Genomic DNA, 23115 nt, shown 5'->3' with positions numbered 1-23115 from the left:
CCGGTATCCACTTCCGCCTGACGCGCTCTAGAGGGGGACGCCCCTGAGCGGCGCGCGGTGCACCCGCTCAGGGCTCCGTCCGCCTAGGTCCCCGATCAATCTTCCGCGTCGTCGTCGTCGTAATGGGTGTCTTCGGCGACGTCTTCATGGGCCGCCTCCAGTTGGGCCGCCCCCGTGACCGAGGCCGGCTCCAGGGTCGCGCCGTCCGGCTCGACGATGCCGCGACGGGCGTCGTCCTTGGCCTTCTTATCGGCCGCCTTGCGAACCACCGCGTCCAGTTCGAGCTGGGTCGAGAGGCCCAGTGTCACCGGGTCCACCGGCTTGATGTTGGCGGCGTTCCAGTGCTGGCGGTTGCGCACCTGGTCGATGGTGGCCTTGGTGGTCCCCAGCAGGCGGGCGATCTGGCTGTCGGCCACCTCGGGGTGGTTGCGGATGAACCAGGCGATGGCGTCCGGGCGATCCTGGCGACGCGACACCGGGGTGTAGCGCGGGGCCTTCTTCACCGGTTTCAGCAGTTCGGCGTGGCGGCTCTTCTGGGCGACCATGCGATACTTGTCGCTGGCCTGGGCGGCGTCGAGCTGTTCGCGGGACAGCTGGCCATTGGCGATCGGGTCGGCGCCGCGAATGTCGCGCGCCACCTCGCCGTCGGCGATGCCCTTCACTTCCAGCGGGTGGAGGCCGCAGAAATCGGCGATCTGTTCGAAGGTGAGCGAGGTGTTGTCGACCAGCCAGACGGCGGTCGCCTTCGGCATCAGAATGTCGGTCATGACGGACTCCGAAAATGACGGCGCCCGGCCTTTCGGCCGGGCGGTGCATAAGTAGCCGGCGTCATATAGGCCCGTTCCGCGCCCAAGAAAACGACAATCGCGAGCTTGGGTGGCGGTGAGATCTTTCAAGATCGGGAAGTCTGGGAGGCGCGCGTTCCAGAGATGCTTGGCCAAGCCGGCATGATCATGGAGGCGCGCCGCCAATCCTCGGCGACGACGCGGCCGAGGGCTCAAATCCCGTCCCTGGGGAATTTAACCTCCCCACTCGTTCTGGCGGTGGAGGACGTCTTGGCCTCCCGCCCTCCGCTCGGCTCTAGAGAGGAACACACCCGGCCTTGTCCGCCTCGCTTTTGGCAGAAGATTCAAAGGGTTGATATTCGCTCAGGCCTCTGGGACACACACCTCGCCCGCGCAATGGACAAATATTGAGCCAAAAAATTAAGACACATTAACTATAAAAACCCCAAATCGGGTCGAAAAAGTACGCTTTCAGAAAGATTTCGGGGGCATAAAACGACATCTACCTGAGACGATCTGTCGCAAACCTTTCAACCAAGGCGCCGCGCCGCTAAGCCCCCCCGGGCGCGCCGAAAACAACCGATGAACGCTATCCGCAAACTGCTCTTGCAGCACCGGGCCGAAGTACAGGAACAGATGTTGGCCGCGCGCGCCAAGGCCGCCGCGCCCTTCGAGGAGGAGTTGCGCGCGGTCAATATCGCGCTGGCCGCCCTCGACGGCGCGCCGCTGCTGGCCGAGGAGGACGCCCCCGTCCCGGCGCCCAAGACCGAGCGGGCGCGCAAGACCGGCCTGCCCCGCGGCCGGATCAAGCGCAGCCTGAACGACATGGTCCTGGCGGCCCTGCGCGCCCACGACGAGGGCGCCGACACCGGCGAGATCATGGAGTCCCTGGAGCGGCGCTGGAACCGCAGCTTCCAGGAATCCCGCGTGGTCGAGGAACTGCGGAGCCTGGCCGAGAGCGGCGCCGTGGCCCTAGAGCGAGGCCACTGGCGGCTTCGCGCCCAGCCCGACGCCTGGACCGGCGAAAGCGCCGCCCAGGGCGTCGCCGCCTAGACCCTGACCGTTTCAGATGGACTCTTCTGAAACGGATAAACAGGCTCGGTCTTTGTATGTTTAGAGCGTGACGGGCGCCTGAACCGGCATCCACTTCAGGCTGTCACGCTCTAGCTCAGCGGCGTACGCCCCACGATGCGCAGGCCATAGCCCCCCGAACCCGGCAGGACGGTGGAGGAATTGGACAGCAGGGTCATGTCGCGCACCCCGAGATCCAGCAGGATCTGGGCGCCCACGCCATAGTCGCGCAGCACATTGGCCCCATGATCGGTCCCGGGCTCGGCGCCGTAGCGCTCCGACAGCCACGCCGGATTGGAGTCGCGGATGAACACCGCCACGCCGGCCCCGTCATAGTCGGCGATGGTCTGCAGGGCGCGGGGCACATAGTCCCGACGCGCCTCCGTGTGGCCCAGCATGTCGGCGGCGAAGTCCACGCGGTGCATGCGCACCAGGGTCGGCCTGTCCGGGTCGATCTTGCCCTTGGTCAGGACCACGTGCTCGGTGCCGTCCAGGATGTTGCGGTAGATCACCATCCGGAAGCGGCCGCCAAAGGCTGAGTCGAAGGGCGTCTCCAGAACCCGCTCCACCTGACGCTCGGTGCGCCGGCGATAGGCGATCAGGTCGGCGATGGTGCCGATCTTCAGGCCGTGCAGTTGAGCAAAGCCCACAAGATCGGGCAAACGCGCCATCGACCCGTCGTCCTTCATGATCTCGCAGATCACCCCGGCCGGGTTCAGGCCCGCCATGCGGGAGATGTCCACGGCCGCCTCGGTGTGACCGGCGCGGACCAGCACCCCGCCGTCGCGGGCCACCAGCGGGAAGACGTGGCCTGGCGACACGATGTCGTCGACGCCCTTGGTGGGATCGATGGCGACGGCCACGGTATGGGCGCGGTCATGGGCCGAGATGCCGGTGGTGACCCCCTCGCCAGCCTCGATGGAGACCGTGAAGGCGGTGCCCATGCCCTCGCGGTTCTCCGCCGCCATGGGGGGCAGGCGCAGCTGGCGGGCGCGTTCGGCGGTGATGGACAGGCAGATCAGGCCCCGCGCGTGCTTGGCCATGAAGTTGATCTGGTCGGGCGTGGCGAATTGGGCCGGGATGATGACGTCGCCCTCGTTCTCCCGGTCCTCGGCGTCCACCAGGATGTAGGGGCGGCCGTTGCGGGCGTCCTCGATGATGTCCTCGATCGGCGAGATCGCCGACTCGTGGGCTTGTTCGCCGCCGCCACCGTTGTCGGAGGCGGAGGATCCAGGTTGGACGAGATAGGGGCGTTTCATCGGGCGGCTCTCAGCTTGGCGAACTCCAGGACCTGATTTCCCACCATGGCGAGTTGCCAGGCGTCCTTCGGGTCCACACAGGCTCCTTCGGCGTCGAAGGAACCGGCGTTCGCGTTCAGGGCCGCGCCGAACGGCGTCGGCCAGCCCCTCAGGGCATGTATGATCGATCGCAGCGTGGTCAATGTCGTCCCGGCGGCCTGCCAGCCGTCGGCGGTGATGATGCAGCCCACGGCGCGGTCGGTGAAGTAGGGCCGGGCGTCATCGCGCAGGCCCTCCAGGGTGTCCAGGGCGTTCTTGATCACCCCGGAGATCGAGCCGTGATAGCCGGGGCTGGCCACGATCACCCCGTCGGCGACGCGAACCGCCTCGGTGAGCACCCTCTGTTCGTCCGTGGGGCCGCCCGGCTGGGGATTGTAGATCGGCAGGCTGGCCAAGAACTCCCCGCCCAGCAGGCGCGTCTCGCCCCCCGCCGCCTCCACCGCCCGCAGCGCCACGGCTAGCGCCTTCTCGGTGGAGGATCCGGTGCGGACGGTGCCGCCGATCCCGACGATCAGCGGCTTTCGCGCCAATGAACTCATGCCTACTCCTCGAACACCTTCTTCAGCTCGGTCTTGAGAATCTTGCCGTTGGCGTTGCGGGGCAGGGTTTCGGGCCAGAAGGCGACCTTGACCGGGACCTTGAACGCCGCCAGCCGTTCGCGCACCCAGGCCTGGAGGTCGGCTTGGGTCGCCGCGCCCCCGGGCTTCAGATGCACCACGGCCGCCGGTTCCTCACCGAGCGTCTTGTGCGGAACGCCGACCAGGGCCGCGTCCATGACGTCGGGATGGTCATACAAAACATTCTCGACTTCGACACAGAAGATGTTTTCACCGCCCCGGATCAGCATGTCCTTGGCCCGGTCGACGATGAACAGGAAGCCCTCCTCGTCCACCCGCGCCAGGTCGCCCGTGCGCAGCCAGCCGTCGACGAAGGTCTCGGCCGTGGCCTGCGGCTTGTTCCAGTAGAGCTTCACCACCTGCGGACCCTTGACCCAGAGCTCCCCCACCGCGCCGGGGGCCAGGATGCTCACTCCGTCGGCCGGGTCGCGAATCTGCATCTCGCCCACCGGGGCGGCGGGCCCGGCGGAGTCGGGGCGGGCCTCATAGTCCCTGCCCAGGTGGCTGGTGAAGGTGGCGGTGGTCTCGGTCATGCCCCAGCCGTTGCCGGGCTGGGAGGCCGGGAAGACCTCGACGATCTTGCGCACCAGTTCCGGCGCAGAGGGCGCCCCGCCGTAGGAGACCGCCACCAGGGACGACAGGTCGTACTTGGCCCGCGCCGGGTGCTCGATCAGCTGCCAGGCGATGGTGGGGACCCCGCCGGTGGAGCTGACCCGCTCGCGCTCGATCAGCCGCATGGCCGCCTCTGGCTCCCAGCGGCGCATCATCACGATCTTGCCGCCGGCGTTCATGCTGGGGCTGAGATTCGCCGACAGGCCCGTGGCGTGGAACATCGGCACCACCAGCAGCGTGCAGCGCTGGGGCAGCTTGTGGGGATCGCTCTCGGGCAGGGGCTGGCCGGCGCGCAGGAAGTTGCGCGAGGCCGAGATGCCGCTGGCCATGATGTTCGACGTCATGTTGCGGTGGGAGCCCAGCGCCCCCTTCGGCTTCCCGGTGGTGCCGGAGGTGTAGAGGATGGTGGCGTCGTCCTCGGGCCCGATCTCCACCTCCGGCAGCGGGCTGTCGGCGAGGGCCTGCCAGTCGTTGGGCTTGCCGATGACGTCCTCCAGCCGCTTGACCCGCCCGTCGCCGCGGGCCTCGTGCAGGCGGCTGACATAGACCCGCTCCAGGTCCGGCAGGGCCTTCAGATGGTCGGCCAGGCGCTCCAGCCGCTCGTCGTCGACGAAGGCCACCTTGGTCCCGGAATCGGCCAGGCCGTACTCCAGCTCGGCGCCCGTCCACCAGGCGTTCAGGGGGGTGACGATGGCGCCCACGAGGATCCCGGCCCAGAAGGTGACGGGCCATTCGGGCAGGTTGCGCATGATCACCGCCACCCGGTCGCCCTTCTTCACCCCGTCGGCCTGCAGCCGGTGGGCCAGGGTCAGGGTGGCGCGGGCGAAGGCCTCATAGCTCACCCGTTCATCGTCGTTGATCAGGAACTCCCGCTCGGGGAAGCCGCGGCCGTTGAGGAAGACGTCGCGCAGTGTCGGTGGGGCGTTCTTCCAGACCCGGGTCTCCACCCCGCGGATCGTCTTCTCCTCCATCTCGAACCGCTGGCCGGGCGCCGTCAGCCGCGCATGGGCCTGGCTGATGCTCATCACCGGCCACGTCGGGGCCGCGGAGCTCGCCTGGGAGGGGGTCTGGACGTCGGTCATGCAAATCTCGTCGAAATATGGAGACGCTGGAAATGTCGGGGCATGCAAAGGGCGGCTCCCGCAAAGGAGCCGCCCCCACATTGTCGCGCCTTTCCGGAACCGGAAAGGGCCTGGATCGAAGTCGGCTTAAGCCTTCTCGGTCTCCCGGGCGCCGCGCAGCTTCTCGTAGTCCTTCTTTAGGTCCGACAGCTCGTCGGCGTACTTCTCGTGGGCTTCCTCGCGCAGGCGCGGGATGTGGTACTTGGGGAACAGGTCGTTGTCGGGCTGGTAGTCCTTCATGACCTGCTTGGCCAAGGTCACCTTGTGCACCTCGGTGGGACCGTCGGCGATGCCCATGACCAGCGAGCTGGTGACCATGTGCATGAAGGGCATCTCGTTGGAGACCCCGAGCGCGCCGTGCAGGTGGGCGGCCTTGGTGGCGATGTCGTTATAGACCTTGGGCATCATGACCTTGATGGCCGCGATGTCCTTGCGCACCAGGTTGTAGTCCTTGTGCTTGTCGATCAGCCAGGCGGTGCGCAGCACCAGCAGGCGGAAGGACTCGAGCGCGATCCAGCTGTCGGCGATGTCGGCCTGCACCATCTGCAGATCGGCCAGCTTGCCGTCGCGGGTATTCCGCGAGGCCGCGCGCTGGCACATTAGGTCCAGGGCGTGCTTGCAGGAGCCGACCGTGCGCATGGCGTGGTGGACCCGGCCGCCGCCCAGGCGGACCTGGGCGATGACGAAGGCCGCGCCGCGGTCCCCCAGCAGGGCGTCATAGGGCACCCGCACATTGTTGTAGCGGACATAGCCCTCGGTCCCGCCGCCGATCTCGCCGCCGCCGCCGACCGCCACGTTGCGGATGATCTCCACGCCAGGCGTGTCGGTGGGCACCAGGAAGATCGAGGTGCGGCGGTAGGGGTCCTTGGCGTCCGGATCGGTGATCGCATAGAGCACCAGAACCTTGGAATAGCGGGCGTTGGTGGAGAACCACTTCTCACCGTTGATCACCCACTCATTGCCGTCGAGAACCGCGCGGGTCTTGAAGGTGAGCGGGTCGGAGCCGCCGGTGGGCTCGGACATCGAGAAGGCCGAGCGGATGTCGCCGTTGAGCAGCGGCCAGAGATACTGCTCCTTCTGCTTCTCGGTGCCGTAGTGGGCGATGATCTCGGCGTTGCCGGTGTCGGGCGCCTGGCAGCCGAAGACGGTGGGAGCCAGGCCGTTGCGGCCGAGCTTCTCGTTCATCAGGCCGAGCTTCAGCTGGCCAAAGCCCTGGCCGCCCAGTTCGGGACCCAGGTGGCAGGCCCACAGGCCCTGATCCTTCACCTTCTGTTGCAGCGGCTTGATGAACTTCTCGCGGCCGAGCGGACCATGGACGGCCATGCCCAGATGGCTCAAGGGCTCGACCTCCTCGCGCATGAAGTCCTCGATCCAGTCCAGCTTCTTCTGGAACTCCGGGTCGGTCTCAAAATCCCAAGCCATCTATGGCCTCCCATGTCGCCGCGGGTTGCGGCCAATTTTTCCTAAAACCGGTATGGCGTAGAGCGACGCCGACGTAAAATTCCGCGACCGGACAGGCCCTTAGGCCGCCGGTCATGTCGGCATTATCAAACGCCTGTTCGAGTTACGCAACGGCGCCTGTTGCGCATTTCCGGGAAATTCTTCGCCCCGCCCTCCTGGCCGGACGCCGGGCGGCCGAACTTGCTGTTGAAACCGACCGCCGGCTCCGGGCACGGTGGGCGGGCCCACCCTCACCAAGGATCCGCCCCATGACCCGGCCCGAGAAATTCGGCTTCTCCAGCGAGCGCCTCGGCAAGCTCGATCGCTTCCTGGCCGGCCGCTATGTCGAGCCGGGCCGCATCCCCTGCGCCCAGGTCCAGATCGTCCGCCGCGGCGAGCTGGTCCACGAGACCCTGCTGGGCCAGGCCGACCTGGAGCGCGGCAGGGCCGTCGCCACCGACACCCTCTTCCGCATCTATTCCATGACCAAGCCCATCACGAGCCTGGCCTTCATGATGCTGGTGGAGGAGGGGCTGGTGGCCCTGGACGATCCGGTGACCCGCTTCATCCCGGAGTGGAAGCACCTCGGGGTCTTCGCCGCCGGGACCGGTCCGTACATGACCACGCCGCCGTCCCGGCCGATGCAGATGATCGACCTGCTGCGCCACACCTCGGGCCTGACCTACGGCTTCCAGAACCGAGGCAATGTCGACGCCGCCTACCGCAAGCTCCAGATCGGCGGCCCCACCGGCCTGAACATGGACGGCTTCGTCGGCGAGTTGGCCAAGCTGCCCCTGGAGTTCTCACCGGGCGAGGCCTGGAACTACTCGGTCTCCACCGACGTCCTGGGGGTGCTGGTGGAGCGGATCTCCGGCATGCCGTTCCAGAGCTTCCTGCAGGGCCGCATCTTCGATCCGCTGAAGATGATCGACACCGGCTTCCAGGTCCGTGAGGATCAGCGTCCCCGCTTCGCCGCCTGCTACAACGCCACGCCCTCCGGCGGCCTCACCCTGCAGGACGATCCGGAGACCAGCCCCTACCTGCAGGCGCCCGACTTCCACTCCGGAGGCGGCGGCCTGGTCTCGACGGCCAAGGACTACATGGCCTTCTGCAAGATGCTGGCGAACGGCGGGGCGCTGGACGGCCAGAGGCTGATCGCCCCCAAGACCCTGAAACTGATGGCCTCGAACCACCTGCCCGGCGGCCAGGACCTGACGGACCTCTCGCGGTCCCTATTCTCGGAGGCCACCAACGCCGGGGTGGGCTTCGGCCTCGGCTTCGCCGTCACCTTCGACCCGGTGAAGGCCATGCTGACCTCCAGTCCGGGCGAGTACTATTGGGGCGGGGCGGCCTCGACCGCCTTCTGGGTCGATCCGGTGGAGGATATCCAGGTGGTGTTCATGACCCAGGTCCTGCCGTCCTCCACCTATCCTATTCGGCGGGAGCTTCGGACCTTGGTCTATTCGGCCCTGGTGGAGCCGTAACTTCCGGCTGGCCGGCCTCGGCCACCACCTCGGCGGCCTCGCTCTCCTCCAGGCCGCCGGGAGGGCTCATGCCGGTGTCCGGCGCGTCCCCGTGCGGGGTGAACTTCATCAGGCGGGCCTTGCGCCACGGGCCCCAGCGGAACCAGGCCGCGGCCAGGATGCAGGAGACGACGCTGCCGAGCGGGAAGCTCCACCAGATGGCGTCGGCGCCGATATAGGGCATCAGCAGCTTGGCGAAGGGCACCCGCACCACCCACAGCGAGATGATCATCGCAAACAGCGGCGGCCAGACCGAGCCGGTGGCCCGCACGATCCCCGACAGGATGAAGGACACCCCGAACGGGATGAAGCCCCACAGCGCATAGGCGTTGATGTGCATGGCGATGGCGTGGGACGGGCTGCCGGCCGGCAGGAAGAGATGCAGGATGATCGGCTCGACCAGATAGATCGCCGCCACGGGCCCCGCGCTGAGCAGGGCGGCGTAGAGCGAGCCGATCCCGGCGATCTTGTCGACCCGGTCCATCCGGCCCGCGCCGACGTTCTGGGCGGCCATCGAGGAGACCGCCGCGCCCAGCGCCATGGCCGGCATCTGCACATAGGTCCAGAGCTGGGTCGCCGCGCCATAGGCCGCCGCGGTGTGGGAGCCGTAGGTGTTGACCATGCTGATCATCAGCACCGCCGCCCCGGAGATCACCAGCATCTGGAAGGCCATGGGCATGCCCTTGACCGCGATGGTCTTGAGAATCTCCCACTCCGGTTTGAGCAGCCTCCACTCGTCGCGGCGCAGCACCAGGATCGACTTGGTCCGGTAGAGATAGACCAGCATGGCGGCGAGCGTGATGGTCTGGCTGGTGAGGGTGGCCATGGCTGAGCCGGCGATACCCATGCGCGGGGCGGGGCCGAAGCCGGTGATCAGCAGGGGGTTGAGGATGACGTCCATCCCCACCGCGAACAGCGAGAAGTAGAAGGGGGTCTTGGAATCCCCCGTCCCCCGCTGCGCCATCATGACGAAGGAGAAGAAGTACATGAACGGCATGGCCAGGAAGATCACCCGCAGATAGGTGATGGCGTCCCCCACGGCGTCCGGCGGCGTGCCCATGGCGCGCAGGATGGTGGGCGTCAGCAGCCAGCCCCCCGCCCCCACCGAGACCGAAAGGGCGATGAAGAAGGTGGTGGCGGTGCCGATCACCCGCTTGACCATGGCCCGGTCGCCCGCCCCGATCGACTGGCCGATCAGCAGGTTGGCCGACATGCTGACCCCGAAGGCGGCGCCCAGCATCAGGAACAGGATGATGTTGGCGTTGGAGGTGGCCGTCAGCGCCGCCTCCCCCAGGACGTGGCTCACCCAGATGGCGTTGGCCGAGCCGTTCAGGGACTGCAGGATGTTGGAGCCCATCACCGGCAGGGCGAACATGATCAGGGTCTTGCCGATAGGACCGGTGGTCAGGTCCTGGCCGCCGCCGGGTCCGAAGCGTCTGCCGCCTGGGGGAGGACCTGCGCCGCGCCCGCCGGTGGAGGCCCCAACAGGCCCGTCGCTTGAACTTGAAACCACAGCCATCCCCAAGGCGCGACAGGCGCCGCCCGCCTGCGACTGGTCCCCGAAAATGCGGGGGCGCGGCGACATCCCCGAAAATGCGAGGGGCGAGTAGGCAGACTGTAGGCGCCCCGTCCCATCGCCTCAAGCACGGCCCTTGCGAAAAAGCGTCACGCATCGCGCGATTTGAGCCGAAGGCGATCTCCTGTTAGAGGCACGTCCTGCGGGAATTGACGTGGCAAGACCGCCGCCATCGCTTACGAAAGACTCCATGAAAATCCTTGTTACGGGCGGCGCCGGGTTCATCGGGTCGGCGGTCGTGAGACGGGCCGTGGCGGACGGCCATGAGGTGGTGAACCTCGACGTCCTGGCCTACTCGGCCAATCTGGAGAATGTCGCCGAGGTCTCGGCCTCGCCGCTCTACGCCTTCGAGCAGGCCGACATCTGCGACGCCGCCGCCGTCCAGGCCATCTTCGCCAGGCGCCAGCCCGACGCGGTGATGCACCTGGCCGCCGAGAGCCACAACGACCGGGCCATCGACGGTCCCCTGGACTTCGTGCGCACCAATGTCCTGGGCACCGCGGTCCTGCTGGAGGCCGCGCGGGCCTACTGGAACAGCCTGGAGCCCGAGAGGAAGGCGACCTTCCGCTTCCACCACGTCTCCACCGACGAGGTGTTCGGAGCACTGGGCGAGGACGGAGCCTTCACCGAGGACACCCCCTACGATCCCAACTCGCCCTATTCGGCCAGCAAGGCCGGCGCCGACCATCTGGTGCGGGCCTGGAACCGGACCTTCGGCCTGCCGGTGGTGATCACCAACTGCGCCAACAACTACGGCCCCTTCCAGTTTCCCGAGAAGCTGATCCCCACCGTCGTGCTGCGCGCCATGGAGGGCAAGACCATCCCCGTCTATGGGGACGGCCGCCAGGTGCGCGACTGGCTGCACGTGGACGACCACGCCGACGCCCTGCTGACCGTCCTGCAGAAGGGCCGGCTGGGGGAGACCTATTGCGTGGGCGGCGACTCCAACCTGCGCAATATCGAGGTCATCAAGATCCTCTGCGCCCACCTGGACAAGCTGGCGCCGGCCAATGTGCCGCACGCCGAGCGGATCACCTTCGTGGCCGACCGTCCGGGTCACGACTTCCGCTACTCCATCGACGCCAGCAAGCTGGCCAACGAGCTGGGCTGGGCGCCCAAGACCGATCTGGCCGCCGGCCTGGAGGACACCGTCCGCTGGTACGTCGAGAATCGCGCCTGGTGGGAGGCCATCCGCGAGCGCGGCTTCCAGTCCGAGCGCCTGGGCCTCGCCCCGGCATGACCACGACGATCCTGCAGTTCGGCGCCACCGGGCAGCTCGCCCGGGAGATGATGCTCCGTTCAAGCGGCGGGGTGGCGATCAGGGCGCTGTCCCGCGCTGAGGTGGATGTCACCGACGCCGAGGCCGTGGCCCGCGCCATCGGCGAGGCGCCGGACGTCGACCTGGTGTTCAACGCCACGGCCTATGCGGCCGTCGACAAGGCGCAGAGCGAGCCGGACCTGGCCCATGCGGTGAACGCGCGGGCTCCCGAGGCCATGGCCCGGGCCTGCCAGGCCCGCGGCGTGCCCCTGATCCACATCTCCACCGACATGGTGTTCGACGGCGAGAAGGCCGGCGCCTATGTCGAGACCGACGCCACCAACCCCCTGCACGTCTACGGCGCCTCCAAGCTGGCCGGCGAGCGGGCGGTGCTGGAAAACTGCGACCGCGCCCTGGTGGCCCGGGTCTCCTGGCTGTTCTCGGCCTTCGGGCAGAACTTCCTGCAGATGATGCTGAAGCTGGGCGCCACCCAGCCCCTGCTGAGGGTGGTGGACGACCAGCGCGCCTGCCCCACCGCCAGCGGCGACGTGGCGGGCTTCATGCTCAGCCAGGCCCAACGCCTGTCGCGCCTGCCCGCCGACGCCCCCGAATGGGGGCTGCTGCACCTGGTCAATGACGGGGTCGCCACACGCTACCAGATGGCTCAGGCGATCTTCGAACTGGCCTGGCCCGACCGCGCCGCGCCCGGCATGCAACCGGTGCCCACCAGCGCCTTTCCGACGCCGGCCCGCCGCGCGCTCAATTGCGAACTGGACACGGCGAAGCTTCGCGGCGTCTTTGGTCTGACGCTGCGCCCGTGGCGCGAGGCGCTGGAGGACACCATCGAAGACCTGAACCTGGCCGCGGTGAACGCATGAGGCGCGGCATCATCCTGGCCGGCGGCTCGGGCACGCGCCTGCACCCCCTGACGCTCGCGGTCTCCAAGCAACTGCTGCCGGTCTACGACAAGCCAATGATCTATTATCCGCTGTCGGTCCTGCTGCTGGCCGGGGTGCGCGAGATCCTGATCATCACCACGCCGGAGGACCAGTCGGGCTTCAAGCGTCTGCTGGGGGACGGCTCGCAACTGGGGGTGCGGTTCGAATACATCGTCCAGCCGACGCCCGGCGGCCTGGCCGAGGCCTATATCCTGGGCGAGGACTTCGTGGGCGGCGAGCCCAGCGTGATGATCCTGGGCGACAACATCTTCTTCGGCCAGAACTTCAGCCAGATGCTGCGCTCGGCCGACGCCCGGACCCGCGGCGCCACGGTGTTCGGCTACACGGTGCAGGACCCGGAGCGCTACGGCGTGGTGGAGCTGGGCGCCGACGGCCGGGCCTTGGGCATCGAGGAGAAACCTGCCCATCCGAAGTCCAACTACGCGGTCACCGGCCTCTATTTCTATGACAGCCGCGCCTCGACCTTCGCCAAGACCCTGGAGCGCTCAGCCCGCGGGGAGCTGGAGATCACCGCCCTGAACCAGATCTACCTGGAGGAAGGCGACCTGCACGTCGAGCTGCTGGGCCGCGGCTTCGCCTGGGAGGACGCCGGCACCCACGACAGCCTGATCCAGGCGGGCGAACTGATCCGCACCTTCGAGCAACGGCAGGGGCTGCGGATCGGCTGCATCGAGGAGATCGCCTTCCGCCAAGGCTGGATCGACAACGCCCAGCTCGCCGAGCTGGGCCGCATCCAGGCCAAGAGCGAGTACGGCCGCTACCTGCGCGAGCTGGCCGAACGACCGCGGGGCTCCGAGGAACCGGCGGAATAGCTAGAGCGTGACAGCCTGAAGTGGATACCGGTTCAGGCGCCCGTCACGCTCCAAACATTAAGACGACGAGCCTGTTCATCCGTTTCGGATGAGTCCATCTGAAACGGACAGGCTCTAGGCCAGCCGGCTGCGGGCGCGGCCGTAGGCCAGGTAGACCGCCACACCGACGACGTTCCAGACGGCGAAGAAGATCATCGTCTTGGCCGACAGGCTGGTGAACAGATAGACGCAGCCCAGCACCCCGGCGGGGCCGATCACCCAGACCAGCGGCGTCTTGAAGGCGCGCGGCAGGTCGGGGGCCGAGCGCCGCAGGGCCAGGACCGCGAGGGTGGTGGCGATGAAGGCCGCGAGCGTCCCGGCATTGGCCAGGGCGGCGATCTCCGACAGGGGCATGGCGCCGGCGATCACTGCGGCGATCACTCCGGTCAGGATGGTGACGCGGCTGGGCACCCCGCGCGGAGTGACGGCCGCCAGCCAGCAGGGCAGCAGGCCGTCCCTGGCCATGGCGAAGAAGACCCGGCTCTGGCCAAACATGAAGACCATGATCACCGTCGGCATGGCGATCACCGCGGCGCCGGCCACCCAGGCGGCGGCCTGCGGCTGGCCCAGCTGCTTCAGCACGAAGGCGAGCGGGGCGGGATCCTTGGAGAAGACATCGTAGGGCGAGGCGCCCAGCGCGCAGGCGGCCACCACCATGTAGATCAGGGTGCAGATCAGCATCGAGCCGACGATGCCGATGGTCAGGTCGCGGCTGGGGTTCTTGGCCTCCTCCGCCGCCGTGGAGATGGCGTCGAAGCCATAGAAGGCGAAGAAGATGATCGCCGCGGCGCCCATCATCCCGTACTTGGCGCCGTCCGCCTCGTGGGCCCCGAAGCCGAAGGGGGCGAAGGGGGTGAAGTGGCTGGCGTCGAAGTGGGGCAGGGTCAGGGCCACGAAGCCGGCCAGGGCCACGAGCTTCACGCAGACCAGGATGAAATTCACCGTGGCGCTCTCGCGGGTGCCCACCAGCAGCATGCCGGTGACGGCCAACGCGATGAAGACCGCCGGCAGGTTGACCAGGCCGCCCGCCTCGGGTCCGGCCAGCAGGGCCTTGGGCACGGCCCAGTGGGCCTGTTCGATGAGGCCGGAGGCATAGCCCGACCAGCCCACCGACACCGCGCTGCAGACCAGGGTGTATTCGAGGATCAGGCTCCAGCCGATCACCCAGGCCACCAGCTCGCCCAGGGTGGCGTAGGTATAGGAATAGGCGCTGCCCGCGTGGGGCATCAGGCTGGCCATCTCGGCGTAGCAGAGGGCCGCGCAGGCGCAGACCGCGCCGGCCACGGCGAAGGACAGGATCACCGCCGGCCCCGCAAGGCCCGCCGCCACGCCGGTCAGGGTGTAGATCCCGGTGCCGATGATGGCGCCGATGCCCAGAGCCATCAGGTGGGGCCAGCTCAGGGTGGCCTTCAGCCGGTGCTCGCCCTCGGCGTGGACGTGCGGCTCGATCGCCTTGCGGCGTGTGATGAAGCTCATGAGCCGTCCCCCCTCGCGTCAGCAGCGGGGCGAGCATGGGGCGCCCCGGCGGCGGGCCGCAAGGGCTTGGCAGGGACCCGCCCCGGCGCCAGCTTGGCGCCTCGCTCGAAGGATGCCCCCCATGCGCCACGCCCTGTTCGCCCTGGTGGTCCTGCTGTTCGCGGGGCCGGCATTGGCCGATGACCGGCCGCTGGAGGCCCTGGTGGCCGACTACGAGGCCTATGCGCTGGCCGACGATCCCATCACCGCCGGCGGTCAGGGGGATCGCGCGGCCCTGTCGCGCCTGCCCGACGTGACCCCGGCCGCCGACGCGGCCCGGGCCAAGGCGCTGAAGGCCTTCCAGGCGCGGCTGGCGGGCATCGACGCCGCCGGCCTCTCGACCGAGGCGCGGCTGAATCGCGCCTTCCTGGCCTGGACCCTGGACCGGCAGCTGCAGGGTCTCGCCTTCGACGAGGCCCGCATGCCGTTCAATTCGGACGGCGGATTCCACCAGACCCTGGGCTATCTGGCGGCCACCACGCCGATCCGCTCAGGGGCCGACGCCAGGGCCTGGCTCGACCGGCTGAACGCCATTCCGGCCTACTACGCCGCGAGCATCGCCAACGCCCGGCGCGGGGTGAAGACCGGCTTCACCCAGCCGCGCGGGACCAATGACCAGGTCCTGGCCCGCGCCCGGGAGATGGTCGCCGCCCCGGTGGAGGGCGACGTCCTGCTGACCCCGTTCCGCGACCTGCCGCCGGCGATCCCCGCCGCCGAGCAGGCGGCCCTCCGGGCCCAGGCTCTGGCGGTGGTGCGCGACAAGGTCCGCCCCGCCCAGCGCGACTTCGTCGCCTTCCTAGAAAAAGAATACCTGCCCGCCAGCCGCAAATCCCTGGCGGCCCGCAGCCTGCCCGACGGGGAACGCTACTACCGCTGGCTGGCAGCCGACCACACCACGACCAAGATGACCCCCGACGAGATCCACGCAGCGGGACTGGCGGAGGTGGCGCGGATCCGGGCGGAGATGGGCGGGGTGATCGCGGAGACCGGCTTCAAGGGGGACTTCAAGGCCTTCCTGGCCATGCTGCGGTCCGATCCGCGGTTCTACGCTGCGTCGCGGGAGGACCTGCTGGAGAAGGCCTCGCGGATCGCCAAGCGAATCGACGACAAGCTGCCGGGCTGGTTCGCCACCCTGCCGCGCCTGACCTATGGCGTGCGGCCGGTGCCCGAGGACATCGAGGCCAACTACACCACCGGCCGCTACTTCACCGGCAGCCCGGCCCAGGGCAGGGCCGGCGGCTACATGGTCAACACCGCCAAGCTCGACCAGCGGCCGCTCTACGAGCTGCCGGCGCTCACCCTGCATGAGGCGGTCCCCGGCCATCACCTGCAGATCGCGCTGGGCCAGGAACTCCAGGGCACGCCCACCTTCCGGCGCGAGGCCGGCGTCACCGCCTTCACCGAGGGCTGGGGCCTCTATGCCGAGAAGCTGGGCGGGGAGATGGGAATCTATCGCGACCCCTATGAGCGGTTCGGCCGCCTGTCCTACGAGATGTGGCGCGCCTGCCGCCTGGTGGCCGACACCGGTCTCCACTGGAAGGGCTGGAGCCTGGACGAGGCCCGGGCCTGCTTCACCGACAACACCGCCCTGTCGCCGCTCAATATCGAGGTGGAGCTGGCCCGCTACGTGTCCTGGCCAGGACAGGCCCTGGCTTACAAGGTCGGGGAGATGAAGATCGTCCAGCTACGGGCCAAGGCCCAGGCCGCGCTGGGCGACCGCTTCGACATCCGCCGCTTCCACGACGCGGTCCTGCTGGCCGGCCCCCTGCCCCTGGATCTGCTGGAAACCCGAATCGACGGCTGGATCGCGGCGGAGCGGGCGCGATGAAACCATTTCTCGCGCTCCAACGTTCGATAGGCGACATTAGGTCGCCGGGACATTCACGATGAATCGGCGCACGACTTACGAAGCTTAGCTGCACCCCCCGAACCAAGCAGCAGCGGAGGAAACATCGATGGCGACTGCCTTCCCCGGCCACGCGTCCCGGCGTCCCAGTCTCTACAGGCTGGCCCTGGTGGCAGGCTTCCTCGGCCTGAACGCCGTCTTCTGGTATCTGGCCGTGAAAGCCATCGCCTTCGTGGGTCTGCTCGCGACCCTCTGAGCCTCTGGCCTAGAGCGTTTCCCGCCTGACTTGGATCAAGTCAGGCGATCAGGAAGAGCGACCAAGTCAGGACTCTAGAGCCCCGTTTCGATTCACTCGAAGCGGGAACAGTTCTAGTCGGGCCAGAGTTCCTGAACATCACCCTTGCGGTTCAACACGCGCACGGCCCGCTTGACCACCGTCAGCAGGCGCTCTTTGCGCGCCGGCTCGTCATAGGTCATGGCGCCCTTGGCGAGGCCCTCCAGCAGGAAGCGGCCAAGGTCGCGGCTGGTCTGGAAGCGGGGGTCCTCGCCGGCCTGGGCCAGGGCCAGGAACCGGTCGCCCACCTGGGCCCGGTCGAAAGCGCTCTGGGCGGCGGCCAGGCGCACCCGCAGCATGGGATCGGTGCGCGCGGCGGTCTCCAACTCGGCGAAGGCCACGAAGGGCGCCTCGTGCAGCAGGGCCCAATAGGCGTCGATGGCGTGTTCCGAGGCGTCGACGCCGGGGGCGGAAGGCGCAGAGGCGGCCTGCTCGAACAGCCGGGCCCGCTCCACCTCGATATAGGCCACGGCGGCCTCCACCAGTTCTTCGCGACTGGCGAAGTGATAGAGCATCGCGCCCCGAGTCAGGTTCGCGGCGTCCGCGATCATGGCGTTGGTGGCGGCGTGATAGCCGACCTCGGCGAACAGCCGCATGGCGGCGTCCAGGATGCGTGCGCGGGTACGCCGAGACTTCGGCGTCTCCTTCGCAGGATAGGTACGGGCGTCCATCGGGACCTGATTGGGGAGACCTGGGGAGGGTCGGCCTGACCAATCCCTTACCCTCAAAGGCCTCGCTTCGAAAGAGGCGCGATCGGTTTCATGAGAGTGACATGCAATCAGCCTAACCGGCAGGCGTTGGCTGCTCACCAGGGGGTCCTCGATGGCCGATTTCGGAATCCGGCGTTATCGCACCGTGTTCATTTCCGACGTCCATCTAGGGACCAGGGGATGCCAGGCCGAGCTGCTGCTCGACTTCATCCGGCACATCGAGTGCGATAACCTCTATCTGGTGGGGGACATCATCGACGGCTGGAAGCTCCGCACGGGCTGGCACTGGCCTCAGAGCCACAACGACGTGGTGCAGAAGATCCTGCGCCTGGCCCGCAAGGGGGTGAACGTCACCTATGTGCCAGGCAACCATGACGACCGGGTCCGGGAGTTCACCGGGGTCCATTTCGGTGGGGTGGTGGTGGCCCGCGACGCCATCCACGAAACCGCCGACGGCAAGCGCTTCCTGGTGACCCACGGGGACGAGTTCGACGGGGTGGTGCAGCACGCCCGCTGGCTAGCCATCCTGGGGGACTATTCCTACCGGGCCCTGCTGTCGGCCAACACCCTGTTCAATCGCGCCCGGCGGCGCCTCGGCTTCGGCTACTGGAGCCTGTCGGCCTATCTGAAGACCCGGGTGAAGAACGCCCTGCAGTTCGTGGAGAACTTCGAGGCCGCCGTGGCCGACGAGGCTCGCCGGCGCGGGGTGGACGGCGTGATCTGCGGCCACATCCACAAGGCCGAGATGCGCGACATCGACGGGATCGTCTATATCAATGACGGCGACTGGGTGGAGAGCTGTTCGGCCCTGGTCGAACACCCGGACGGACGGCTGGAAATCCTGGAGTGGGCGAAGATCCGGTCCTGGTCGGCCATCACGCGCACCGTCGATACGGTCGATGAAGCGATCCTCGAACCCGTTGCGGCGTAACACGGTTCTTGACAGTGAAGCCCGGCTGATGACAGTGCGACTGTCATGACGATGCCCCCAACTCGCTATGTCTCCAATTTGCGCGATCGCCAGAAGGCCGAGACTCACGACCAGATCCTGCGGGCGGTGGCCACGCGCCTGGAGTCCGGCGGACTGGAGGAGCTGAGCTTCGCCGAGATCGCCGCCGAGGCCAAGGTGGGCGAGCGCACCGTCTATCGCCACTTCCCCACCCGCGAAGCCCTGATGGGCGCCTTCTGGGCTTGGCTGCAGACCCAGGCGCTGACCCCGCCCCGGCCCTCGCGGGCCCGGGTGCGCGACGCCATCACCGCCCCGCGCGACAGCCTCAAGCCCATGCGCATCATGGTGGTGACCGACGCCTGGGAGCCGCAGGTGAACGGGGTGGTCCGCACGCTTACCCGGGTCATCAAGGAGATGCGGGAGATGGGCCATACGGTCGAGGTGATCAGCCCCGACCAGTTCAAGACCTTCCCCCTGCCCACCTATGCCGAGATCAAGGTGGCCGTCGGCACCTACGAACCGGTGCAGGAACGCTTCAAGGCCTTCGAGCCCGAGGCCATCCACATCGCCACCGAGGGGCCCCTGGGCCTGGCGGCGCGGCGTATCTGCGTGGAGTGGAAGCTGCCCTTCACCACCAGCTACCACACCCGTTTCCCGGAATATGTCTCGGCCCGCCTGCCGCTGCCCCTGGCCGCCGGCTACGCCTACATGAAGTGGTTCCACAAGCCGTCGGGCCGGCTGATGGTGGCCACGCCGACCATGCGCGACGAGCTGGAGCACCACGGCTTCCGCAATATCACCGCCTGGTCCCGCGGGGTCGACACCGAGGCCTTCCATCCGCGCGCGCCCGGGGAGCCCGACGTCTATGAGGGTCTGGCGCGGCCGATCTTCCTGTCGGTGGGCCGGGTGGCGGTGGAGAAGAACATCGAGGCCTTCCTGGGCCTGGACCTGCCCGGAACCAAGGTCGTGGTGGGCGACGGTCCCCAGACCGAGGAGCTGAAGGCCAAGTACCCGGAGGTGGTGTTCCGCGGCTTCAAGATGGGCGAGGAGTTGGCGGCCCACTTCGCCTGCGCCGACGTCTTCGTCTTCCCCTCGCTCACCGACACCTTCGGCCTAGTGATCCTGGAGGCCATGGCCACGGGCACGCCGGTGGCGGCCTATCCGGCGCCGGGCCCCATCGACATCATCCCGGGCAGCGACGCCGGAGTCCTGGCCGGCAGCGCCACCGAGGGCCTGCGCGAGGCCTGCCTGGAGGCGTTGAAGCTGGACCGCAGGAAGGTGCGCGCCTTCGCCGAGGGTTTCTCCTGGCGCGCCTGCGCCGAGGACTTCGTGCGCAACCTGCAGCCCTATCCCGAGCCGGAGAAGACGCGGTTCTGGCGGCGCCTGCGCCGCCTGGCCCGGGTGCGCCGCCGGCGACCGGAACCGGCCTAGGGCTTCCCGGCCGCCACCCGGCGCACCGCCGCACCGGCTTCGTACCAGCCCTTGCTGGCGTTCACGATAGCCACCACCGAGAGCATGACCGGCACCTCGATCAGCACCCCCACCACCGTGGCCAGGGCCGCGCCGGAGGTGAAGCCGAACAGGCTGATGGCCGCGGCCACCGCCAGCTCGAAGAAGTTGCTGGCGCCGATCAGGGCCGAGGGACCGGCCACGCTGTGGACCTCCCCTGTGGCCCGATTGAGCAGATAGGCCAGGCCGGAGTTGAAATAGACCTGGATGGTGATCGGGACCGCCAGCATGGCGATGATGGCGGGCTGGGCGATGATCTGCTCCCCCTGGAAGCCGAACAGCAGCACCAGGGTGGCCAGCAGGGCGGTGAGCGACACCGGCCCGACACGATCGAGCACCCGTTTGAGGCCGGCCTCGCCCCCTCGCCGCAGCAGGGCGGCGCGCAACGCCTGGGCCAGGATCACCGGCACGACGATATAGAGACCCACCGACAGCAGCAGGGTCTCCCAGGGCACGGCGATGGCCGAGAGGCCCAGCAGCAGGCCCACGATAGGGGCGAAGGCCACCACCATGATGGCGTCGTTCAGCGCCACCTGGCTGAGGGTGAAGTTGGGCTCGCCGCGGGTGAGGTTGCTCCAGACGAAGACCATGGCCGTGCACGGAGCGGCCGCCAGGATGATCAGACCGGCGATGTAGGAATTGATTTCGCTCGCCGGCAGGTAGGGGCGGAACAGGTAGCCGATGAAGAGGGCGCCCAGGGCGGCCATGGAGAAGGGCTTCACCGCCCAGTTGATGAACAGGGTGACGCCGATGCCCCGCCAGTGGCGGCCCACCTGGCGCATGGCGCCGAAGTCGACCTTCATCAGCATGGGGATGATCATCAGCCAGATCAGGCCGGCCACCGGCAGGTTGACGCGGGCCACCTCCGCGCCGCCGATCGCCTGGAAGACCTCGGGGAAGAAATGTCCCAGGGCCACGCCGGCGACGATGCACAGGGCCACCCAGACCGTCAGGAAGCGCTCGAAGGCGGACATGGGCGCAGGCGCTGGCGCGAGGGGTTGTGAGGTCAAGGGAAGGGTTCCTGTCGGGCGGGCGAGGCGGAAGCGTCAGGCCGGCTTGGGCTCGCCCTGGGTCTTGCCGATCTCGTTCAGGCGCTTCTGCAGCGACATGCTGTCGAGCGAGGCGAGCGGCAGGTTGACGAAGATGTTGATGCGGTTGTTCAGCATCCGATAGGCGTCGGCGAAGGCGATGGCCTTCTCTGCCTCCGTTCCCTCCACGGCCGCCGGGTCGGGCAGGCCCCAGTGGGCGCTCATCGGCTGGCCCGGCCAGATCGGGCAGACCTCGCCGGCGGCATTGTCACAGACGGTGAAGACGAAATCGAGTTCCGGGGCCTGGGGATTGGTGGCGCGCGAGAACTCATCCCAGGGTTTGGACCGCAGGTCGGCGGTTGGATAGTTGAGCTTCTCGAGCAGGGCCAGAGCGTGGGGATTGACCTGGCCCGCCGGCATGGAGCCAGCCGACCAAGCCTTGAACTTGCCGACGCCGACCCGGTTCATGATCGCTTCGGCGAGGATCGAGCGGGCCGAGTTTCCGGTGCAGAGAAACAGCACATTGAGCGGCTTGGCGGAGGTCATCAGACGGTCTCCAGGGTGGCGGCTTCCTCGGACGCGCAGCAGGCGGCCCGGTCGAGGATCACCGACAGCGGCGCGCAGACCTCGGGGGATCCCGCGCAGCAATCCTCCAGCAGGAAGCCGATCAGGCGGCTCATGGCGCCGTAGTCGGCGGTGTAGATGATCGAGCGGCCCTCGCGTCGCGACTGGACGAGGCCCGCGTGGCTCAAGAGGTTGAGATTGGCCGAGAGGCTGCTGGGGGGCACCTCGAGGCGGCGCGCGATCTCGCCGGCCGGCAGGCCGTCGGCGCCGGCCTTGATCAGCAGGCGAAAGACTTCCAGGCGGCCTTCGTGGGCCAGGGCGGAAAGGCTGGCGATGGCGGGCTTGGGTTTCATAGTTTGATAGTAGTCGAAATATGCGACAGTTGCGAGACGCGGCGAAAAAAGAAAACGCCGCGGACCCGAGGGACCGCGGCGCTCTTGGTTTGTCCGACTTGAGGGGGCTCAGGAAGCCGGGCGCGCCATCGGGGTAAGCTTCTCGGCGGCGGCCTGCTGGCCGGCGTGCTGGCCGGCGGGCAGCGGGATCAGACCGCGGCTCTGCAGATAGCCGCCCCGGCCGGTGGCCGCGTCGGAGACGAACTCGTTGAGGAAGTCCTGCAGGCCCTGCGTCACGCCGATGTGGGACTTCTTCACATAGATGTAGAGCGAACGGGACAGGGGATAGGAACCGTCGGAGATGGAGCCGGCCGAGGGCTTCACGCCGTTGATGCTGGCGCCCTTGATCCTGTCCATGTTCTCTTCGAGGTAGGACCAGCCGAACACGCCGAGCGCGCCCGGCGTCTTGGTCAGGGTGCCGACGATGGCGTTATCGTTCTCACCAGCGTCCACCCAGCCGTCCTTGCGGAGCGGGTCCACCAGTTCCTTGAACTTCTTCTCGTTGTTGGAGCGCAGTTCGTCGGCGGTGGGGAACTTGCGCGCGCCTTCCTCGATGGCCAGTTCGACGAAGGCGTCGCGGGTGCCGGAGGTGGGCGGCGGGCCAAAGACGTTGATGCGGTTGCCGGGCAGGCCGGCGCCGATCTCGTCCCAGGTCTGGTAGGGGTTCTTCACGAACTTGCCCTGGCGCAGCACGTTGGCCGAGAGGCCCAGATAGAGGTGCTCGCGCTTGAAGTTGTAGTCGGCGCCGTCCTTGTCGGTGGCCACGACGATGCCGTCGAAGCCGATCTTGATCTGGACGATGTCCTTCACGCCCTTGGCGGCGCAGGCGTCGAACTCGGACTTCTTCATCGGGCGCGAGGCGTTGGCGATGTCGGGGAAGGCGTCGCCGACGCCGCCGCAGAACAGCTTGATACCGCCGCCGGTGCCCAGGCTCTCGACCTTGGGGGACTTCTTGCCGGTCTTCTTGGCGTAGTTCTCGGCCACGCGGGTGGCGAAGGGGAAGACTGTGGAGGAACCGGCCGCCCAGACATAGTCGCGGGCGGCGTAGGCCGGCGCGCCGAAGGCCAGGGTCGCCGACGCCGCGGCGCAGGCCAGGAGGGCTTTCTTAGCCATTGAGATTTTCACGGGAGATGTCTCCGATTGGGGAGTCGGGGCGA

The 23115-nt window shown here is 68.0% G+C and carries 21 protein-coding genes and 1 pseudogene; 10 read left to right on the top strand and 12 right to left on the bottom strand.

Annotated features, from left to right (window positions below; genetic code table 11):
- Nucleotides 1-95 precede the first annotated feature (95 nt).
- Nucleotides 96-767 carry a DUF1013 domain-containing protein gene (locus Q7T09_RS13790; protein WP_304700458.1) on the bottom strand — a complete coding sequence of 224 codons (672 nt, stop codon included), beginning with the start codon at nt 765-767 and terminating at the stop codon, nt 96-98.
- Nucleotides 768-1367: 600 nt separating this feature from the next.
- On the opposite strand from Q7T09_RS13790, the gene Q7T09_RS13785 reads away from it, so the two are divergent.
- The gene (locus Q7T09_RS13785; protein WP_304700457.1) at nt 1368-1838 is read left to right on the top strand and encodes a hypothetical protein; all 471 of its coding nucleotides are present in this window, start codon (nt 1368-1370) and stop codon (nt 1836-1838) included.
- 110 nt (nt 1839-1948) lie between these two features.
- On the opposite strand, the gene ribB is transcribed toward Q7T09_RS13785, so the two are convergent.
- The 4 genes from ribB to Q7T09_RS13765 form a co-directional block, all read right to left on the bottom strand.
- Complete coding sequence (ribB, locus tag Q7T09_RS13780; RefSeq protein WP_304700456.1) at nt 1949-3115, bottom strand: 3,4-dihydroxy-2-butanone-4-phosphate synthase; 1167 nt, start codon at nt 3113-3115, stop codon at nt 1949-1951.
- Complete coding sequence (locus Q7T09_RS13775) at nt 3112-3693, bottom strand: NADPH-dependent FMN reductase (RefSeq protein ID WP_304700455.1); 582 nt, start codon at nt 3691-3693, stop codon at nt 3112-3114. The genes ribB and Q7T09_RS13775 overlap by 4 nt, the downstream gene beginning before the upstream one ends.
- A gap of 2 nt (nt 3694-3695) precedes the next feature.
- Nucleotides 3696-5465, bottom strand: coding sequence for a class I adenylate-forming enzyme family protein (locus Q7T09_RS13770; protein ID WP_304700454.1), 1770 nt, complete (start codon nt 5463-5465; stop codon nt 3696-3698).
- Nucleotides 5466-5591: 126 nt separating this feature from the next.
- Entirely contained in the window at nt 5592-6926 is a 1335-nt protein-coding gene (locus Q7T09_RS13765) for an acyl-CoA dehydrogenase family protein (protein WP_304700453.1), read from the bottom strand.
- 287 nt (nt 6927-7213) lie between these two features.
- Here Q7T09_RS13765 and Q7T09_RS13760 point away from each other — a divergent pair, with 287 nt between their 5' ends.
- Nucleotides 7214-8428 (top strand): serine hydrolase, encoded by a 1215-nt coding sequence (locus tag Q7T09_RS13760; protein ID WP_304700452.1) that lies wholly within the window; start codon nt 7214-7216, stop codon nt 8426-8428.
- Here the strand turns inward: Q7T09_RS13760 and Q7T09_RS13755 are convergent.
- Nucleotides 8376-9842: an MATE family efflux transporter gene (locus Q7T09_RS13755; RefSeq protein WP_304700451.1), complete on the bottom strand. Its 1467-nt coding sequence runs from the start codon at nt 9840-9842 to the stop codon at nt 8376-8378. The two genes, Q7T09_RS13760 and Q7T09_RS13755, sit on opposite strands and share 53 nt — an antisense overlap.
- A gap of 391 nt (nt 9843-10233) precedes the next feature.
- Between Q7T09_RS13755 and rfbB the strand changes: the two genes are divergently transcribed.
- Genes rfbB through rfbA form a run of 3 tightly spaced genes read left to right on the top strand, consistent with a single transcriptional unit; the run spans nt 10234 to nt 13072 of the window.
- A complete protein-coding gene (rfbB, locus tag Q7T09_RS13750; protein ID WP_304700450.1) occupies nt 10234-11283 on the top strand; it encodes a dTDP-glucose 4,6-dehydratase in 1050 nt (349 codons plus the stop codon).
- On the top strand, nt 11280-12179 hold the full coding sequence (gene rfbD / locus Q7T09_RS13745) for a dTDP-4-dehydrorhamnose reductase (RefSeq protein ID WP_304700449.1): 900 nt from the start codon (nt 11280-11282) through the stop codon (nt 12177-12179). Before rfbB ends, rfbD begins: the two co-directional genes overlap by 4 nt.
- Entirely contained in the window at nt 12176-13072 is an 897-nt protein-coding gene (rfbA, locus tag Q7T09_RS13740) for a glucose-1-phosphate thymidylyltransferase RfbA (RefSeq protein ID WP_304700448.1), read from the top strand. The genes rfbD and rfbA overlap by 4 nt, the downstream gene beginning before the upstream one ends.
- A gap of 114 nt (nt 13073-13186) precedes the next feature.
- Here the strand turns inward: rfbA and Q7T09_RS13735 are convergent, their stop codons facing one another.
- Entirely contained in the window at nt 13187-14587 is a 1401-nt protein-coding gene (locus Q7T09_RS13735) for an amino acid permease (RefSeq protein ID WP_304700447.1), read from the bottom strand.
- 121 nt (nt 14588-14708) lie between these two features.
- On the opposite strand from Q7T09_RS13735, the gene Q7T09_RS13730 reads away from it, so the two are divergent.
- Both Q7T09_RS13730 and Q7T09_RS13725 read left to right on the top strand, forming a co-directional pair.
- Nucleotides 14709-16454: a DUF885 family protein gene (locus Q7T09_RS13730; RefSeq protein WP_304700446.1), complete on the top strand. Its 1746-nt coding sequence runs from the start codon at nt 14709-14711 to the stop codon at nt 16452-16454.
- 127 nt (nt 16455-16581) lie between these two features.
- On the top strand, nt 16582-16728 hold the full coding sequence (locus Q7T09_RS13725) for a hypothetical protein (protein WP_304700445.1): 147 nt from the start codon (nt 16582-16584) through the stop codon (nt 16726-16728).
- Between the two features lie 113 nt (nt 16729-16841).
- Here the strand turns inward: Q7T09_RS13725 and Q7T09_RS13720 are convergent, their stop codons facing one another.
- Entirely contained in the window at nt 16842-17477 is a 636-nt protein-coding gene (locus Q7T09_RS13720; protein WP_304700444.1) for a TetR/AcrR family transcriptional regulator, read from the bottom strand.
- A gap of 151 nt (nt 17478-17628) precedes the next feature.
- Between Q7T09_RS13720 and Q7T09_RS13715 the strand changes: the two genes are divergently transcribed.
- From Q7T09_RS13715 to Q7T09_RS13705, 3 genes and pseudogenes are all read left to right on the top strand, one after another.
- Entirely contained in the window at nt 17629-18447 is an 819-nt protein-coding gene (locus tag Q7T09_RS13715) for a UDP-2,3-diacylglucosamine diphosphatase (RefSeq protein WP_304700443.1), read from the top strand.
- A 45-nt stretch (nt 18448-18492) separates the two neighbouring features.
- Nucleotides 18493-18687: pseudogene (locus tag Q7T09_RS13710) on the top strand (TetR/AcrR family transcriptional regulator); the annotation flags it as partial.
- Between the two features lie 111 nt (nt 18688-18798).
- The gene (locus Q7T09_RS13705; RefSeq protein ID WP_304700473.1) at nt 18799-19896 is read left to right on the top strand and encodes a glycosyltransferase family 1 protein; all 1098 of its coding nucleotides are present in this window, start codon (nt 18799-18801) and stop codon (nt 19894-19896) included.
- Here Q7T09_RS13705 and arsB read toward each other — a convergent pair.
- The 4 genes from arsB to Q7T09_RS13685 form a co-directional block, all read right to left on the bottom strand.
- Nucleotides 19893-20948, bottom strand: a complete 1056-nt coding sequence (gene arsB, locus Q7T09_RS13700) for an ACR3 family arsenite efflux transporter (protein WP_304700442.1) — start codon at nt 20946-20948, stop codon at nt 19893-19895. The genes Q7T09_RS13705 and arsB overlap by 4 nt on opposite strands.
- A 72-nt stretch (nt 20949-21020) precedes the next feature.
- Complete coding sequence (locus tag Q7T09_RS13695) at nt 21021-21548, bottom strand: arsenate reductase ArsC (protein WP_304700441.1); 528 nt, start codon at nt 21546-21548, stop codon at nt 21021-21023.
- Nucleotides 21548-21919, bottom strand: a complete 372-nt coding sequence (locus Q7T09_RS13690) for a helix-turn-helix transcriptional regulator (protein ID WP_304700440.1) — start codon at nt 21917-21919, stop codon at nt 21548-21550. The genes Q7T09_RS13695 and Q7T09_RS13690 overlap by 1 nt, the downstream gene beginning before the upstream one ends.
- Nucleotides 21920-22027: 108 nt before the next feature.
- The gene (locus Q7T09_RS13685; protein ID WP_304700439.1) at nt 22028-23071 is read right to left on the bottom strand and encodes a substrate-binding domain-containing protein; all 1044 of its coding nucleotides are present in this window, start codon (nt 23069-23071) and stop codon (nt 22028-22030) included.
- Nucleotides 23072-23115 lie beyond the last annotated feature (44 nt).

This window comes from Phenylobacterium sp. (assembly GCF_030645195.1).
Lineage (GTDB): Bacteria > Pseudomonadota > Alphaproteobacteria > Caulobacterales > Caulobacteraceae > Phenylobacterium.
The sequence above is the reverse complement of the archived record's forward strand: the minus strand, read 5'-3'. Positions and strand labels throughout refer to the sequence as shown.

Coding starts and splice junctions, on each gene's coding strand:
- Q7T09_RS13790 (WP_304700458.1), bottom strand. CDS start 767: ATGACCGACATTCTGATGCCGAAGGCGACCGCCGTCTGGCTGGTCGAC.
- Q7T09_RS13785 (WP_304700457.1), top strand. CDS start 1,368: ATGAACGCTATCCGCAAACTGCTCTTGCAGCACCGGGCCGAAGTACAG.
- ribB (WP_304700456.1), bottom strand. CDS start 3,115: ATGAAACGCCCCTATCTCGTCCAACCTGGATCCTCCGCCTCCGACAAC.
- Q7T09_RS13775 (WP_304700455.1), bottom strand. CDS start 3,693: ATGAGTTCATTGGCGCGAAAGCCGCTGATCGTCGGGATCGGCGGCACC.
- Q7T09_RS13770 (WP_304700454.1), bottom strand. CDS start 5,465: ATGACCGACGTCCAGACCCCCTCCCAGGCGAGCTCCGCGGCCCCGACG.
- Q7T09_RS13765 (WP_304700453.1), bottom strand. CDS start 6,926: ATGGCTTGGGATTTTGAGACCGACCCGGAGTTCCAGAAGAAGCTGGAC.
- Q7T09_RS13760 (WP_304700452.1), top strand. CDS start 7,214: ATGACCCGGCCCGAGAAATTCGGCTTCTCCAGCGAGCGCCTCGGCAAG.
- Q7T09_RS13755 (WP_304700451.1), bottom strand. CDS start 9,842: ATGTTCGCCCTGCCGGTGATGGGCTCCAACATCCTGCAGTCCCTGAAC.
- rfbB (WP_304700450.1), top strand. CDS start 10,234: ATGAAAATCCTTGTTACGGGCGGCGCCGGGTTCATCGGGTCGGCGGTC.
- rfbD (WP_304700449.1), top strand. CDS start 11,280: ATGACCACGACGATCCTGCAGTTCGGCGCCACCGGGCAGCTCGCCCGG.
- rfbA (WP_304700448.1), top strand. CDS start 12,176: ATGAGGCGCGGCATCATCCTGGCCGGCGGCTCGGGCACGCGCCTGCAC.
- Q7T09_RS13735 (WP_304700447.1), bottom strand. CDS start 14,587: ATGAGCTTCATCACACGCCGCAAGGCGATCGAGCCGCACGTCCACGCC.
- Q7T09_RS13730 (WP_304700446.1), top strand. CDS start 14,709: ATGCGCCACGCCCTGTTCGCCCTGGTGGTCCTGCTGTTCGCGGGGCCG.
- Q7T09_RS13725 (WP_304700445.1), top strand. CDS start 16,582: ATGGCGACTGCCTTCCCCGGCCACGCGTCCCGGCGTCCCAGTCTCTAC.
- Q7T09_RS13720 (WP_304700444.1), bottom strand. CDS start 17,477: ATGGACGCCCGTACCTATCCTGCGAAGGAGACGCCGAAGTCTCGGCGT.
- Q7T09_RS13715 (WP_304700443.1), top strand. CDS start 17,629: ATGGCCGATTTCGGAATCCGGCGTTATCGCACCGTGTTCATTTCCGAC.
- Q7T09_RS13705 (WP_304700473.1), top strand. CDS start 18,799: ATGCGCATCATGGTGGTGACCGACGCCTGGGAGCCGCAGGTGAACGGG.
- arsB (WP_304700442.1), bottom strand. CDS start 20,948: ATGTCCGCCTTCGAGCGCTTCCTGACGGTCTGGGTGGCCCTGTGCATC.
- Q7T09_RS13695 (WP_304700441.1), bottom strand. CDS start 21,548: ATGACCTCCGCCAAGCCGCTCAATGTGCTGTTTCTCTGCACCGGAAAC.
- Q7T09_RS13690 (WP_304700440.1), bottom strand. CDS start 21,919: ATGAAACCCAAGCCCGCCATCGCCAGCCTTTCCGCCCTGGCCCACGAA.
- Q7T09_RS13685 (WP_304700439.1), bottom strand. CDS start 23,071: ATGGCTAAGAAAGCCCTCCTGGCCTGCGCCGCGGCGTCGGCGACCCTG.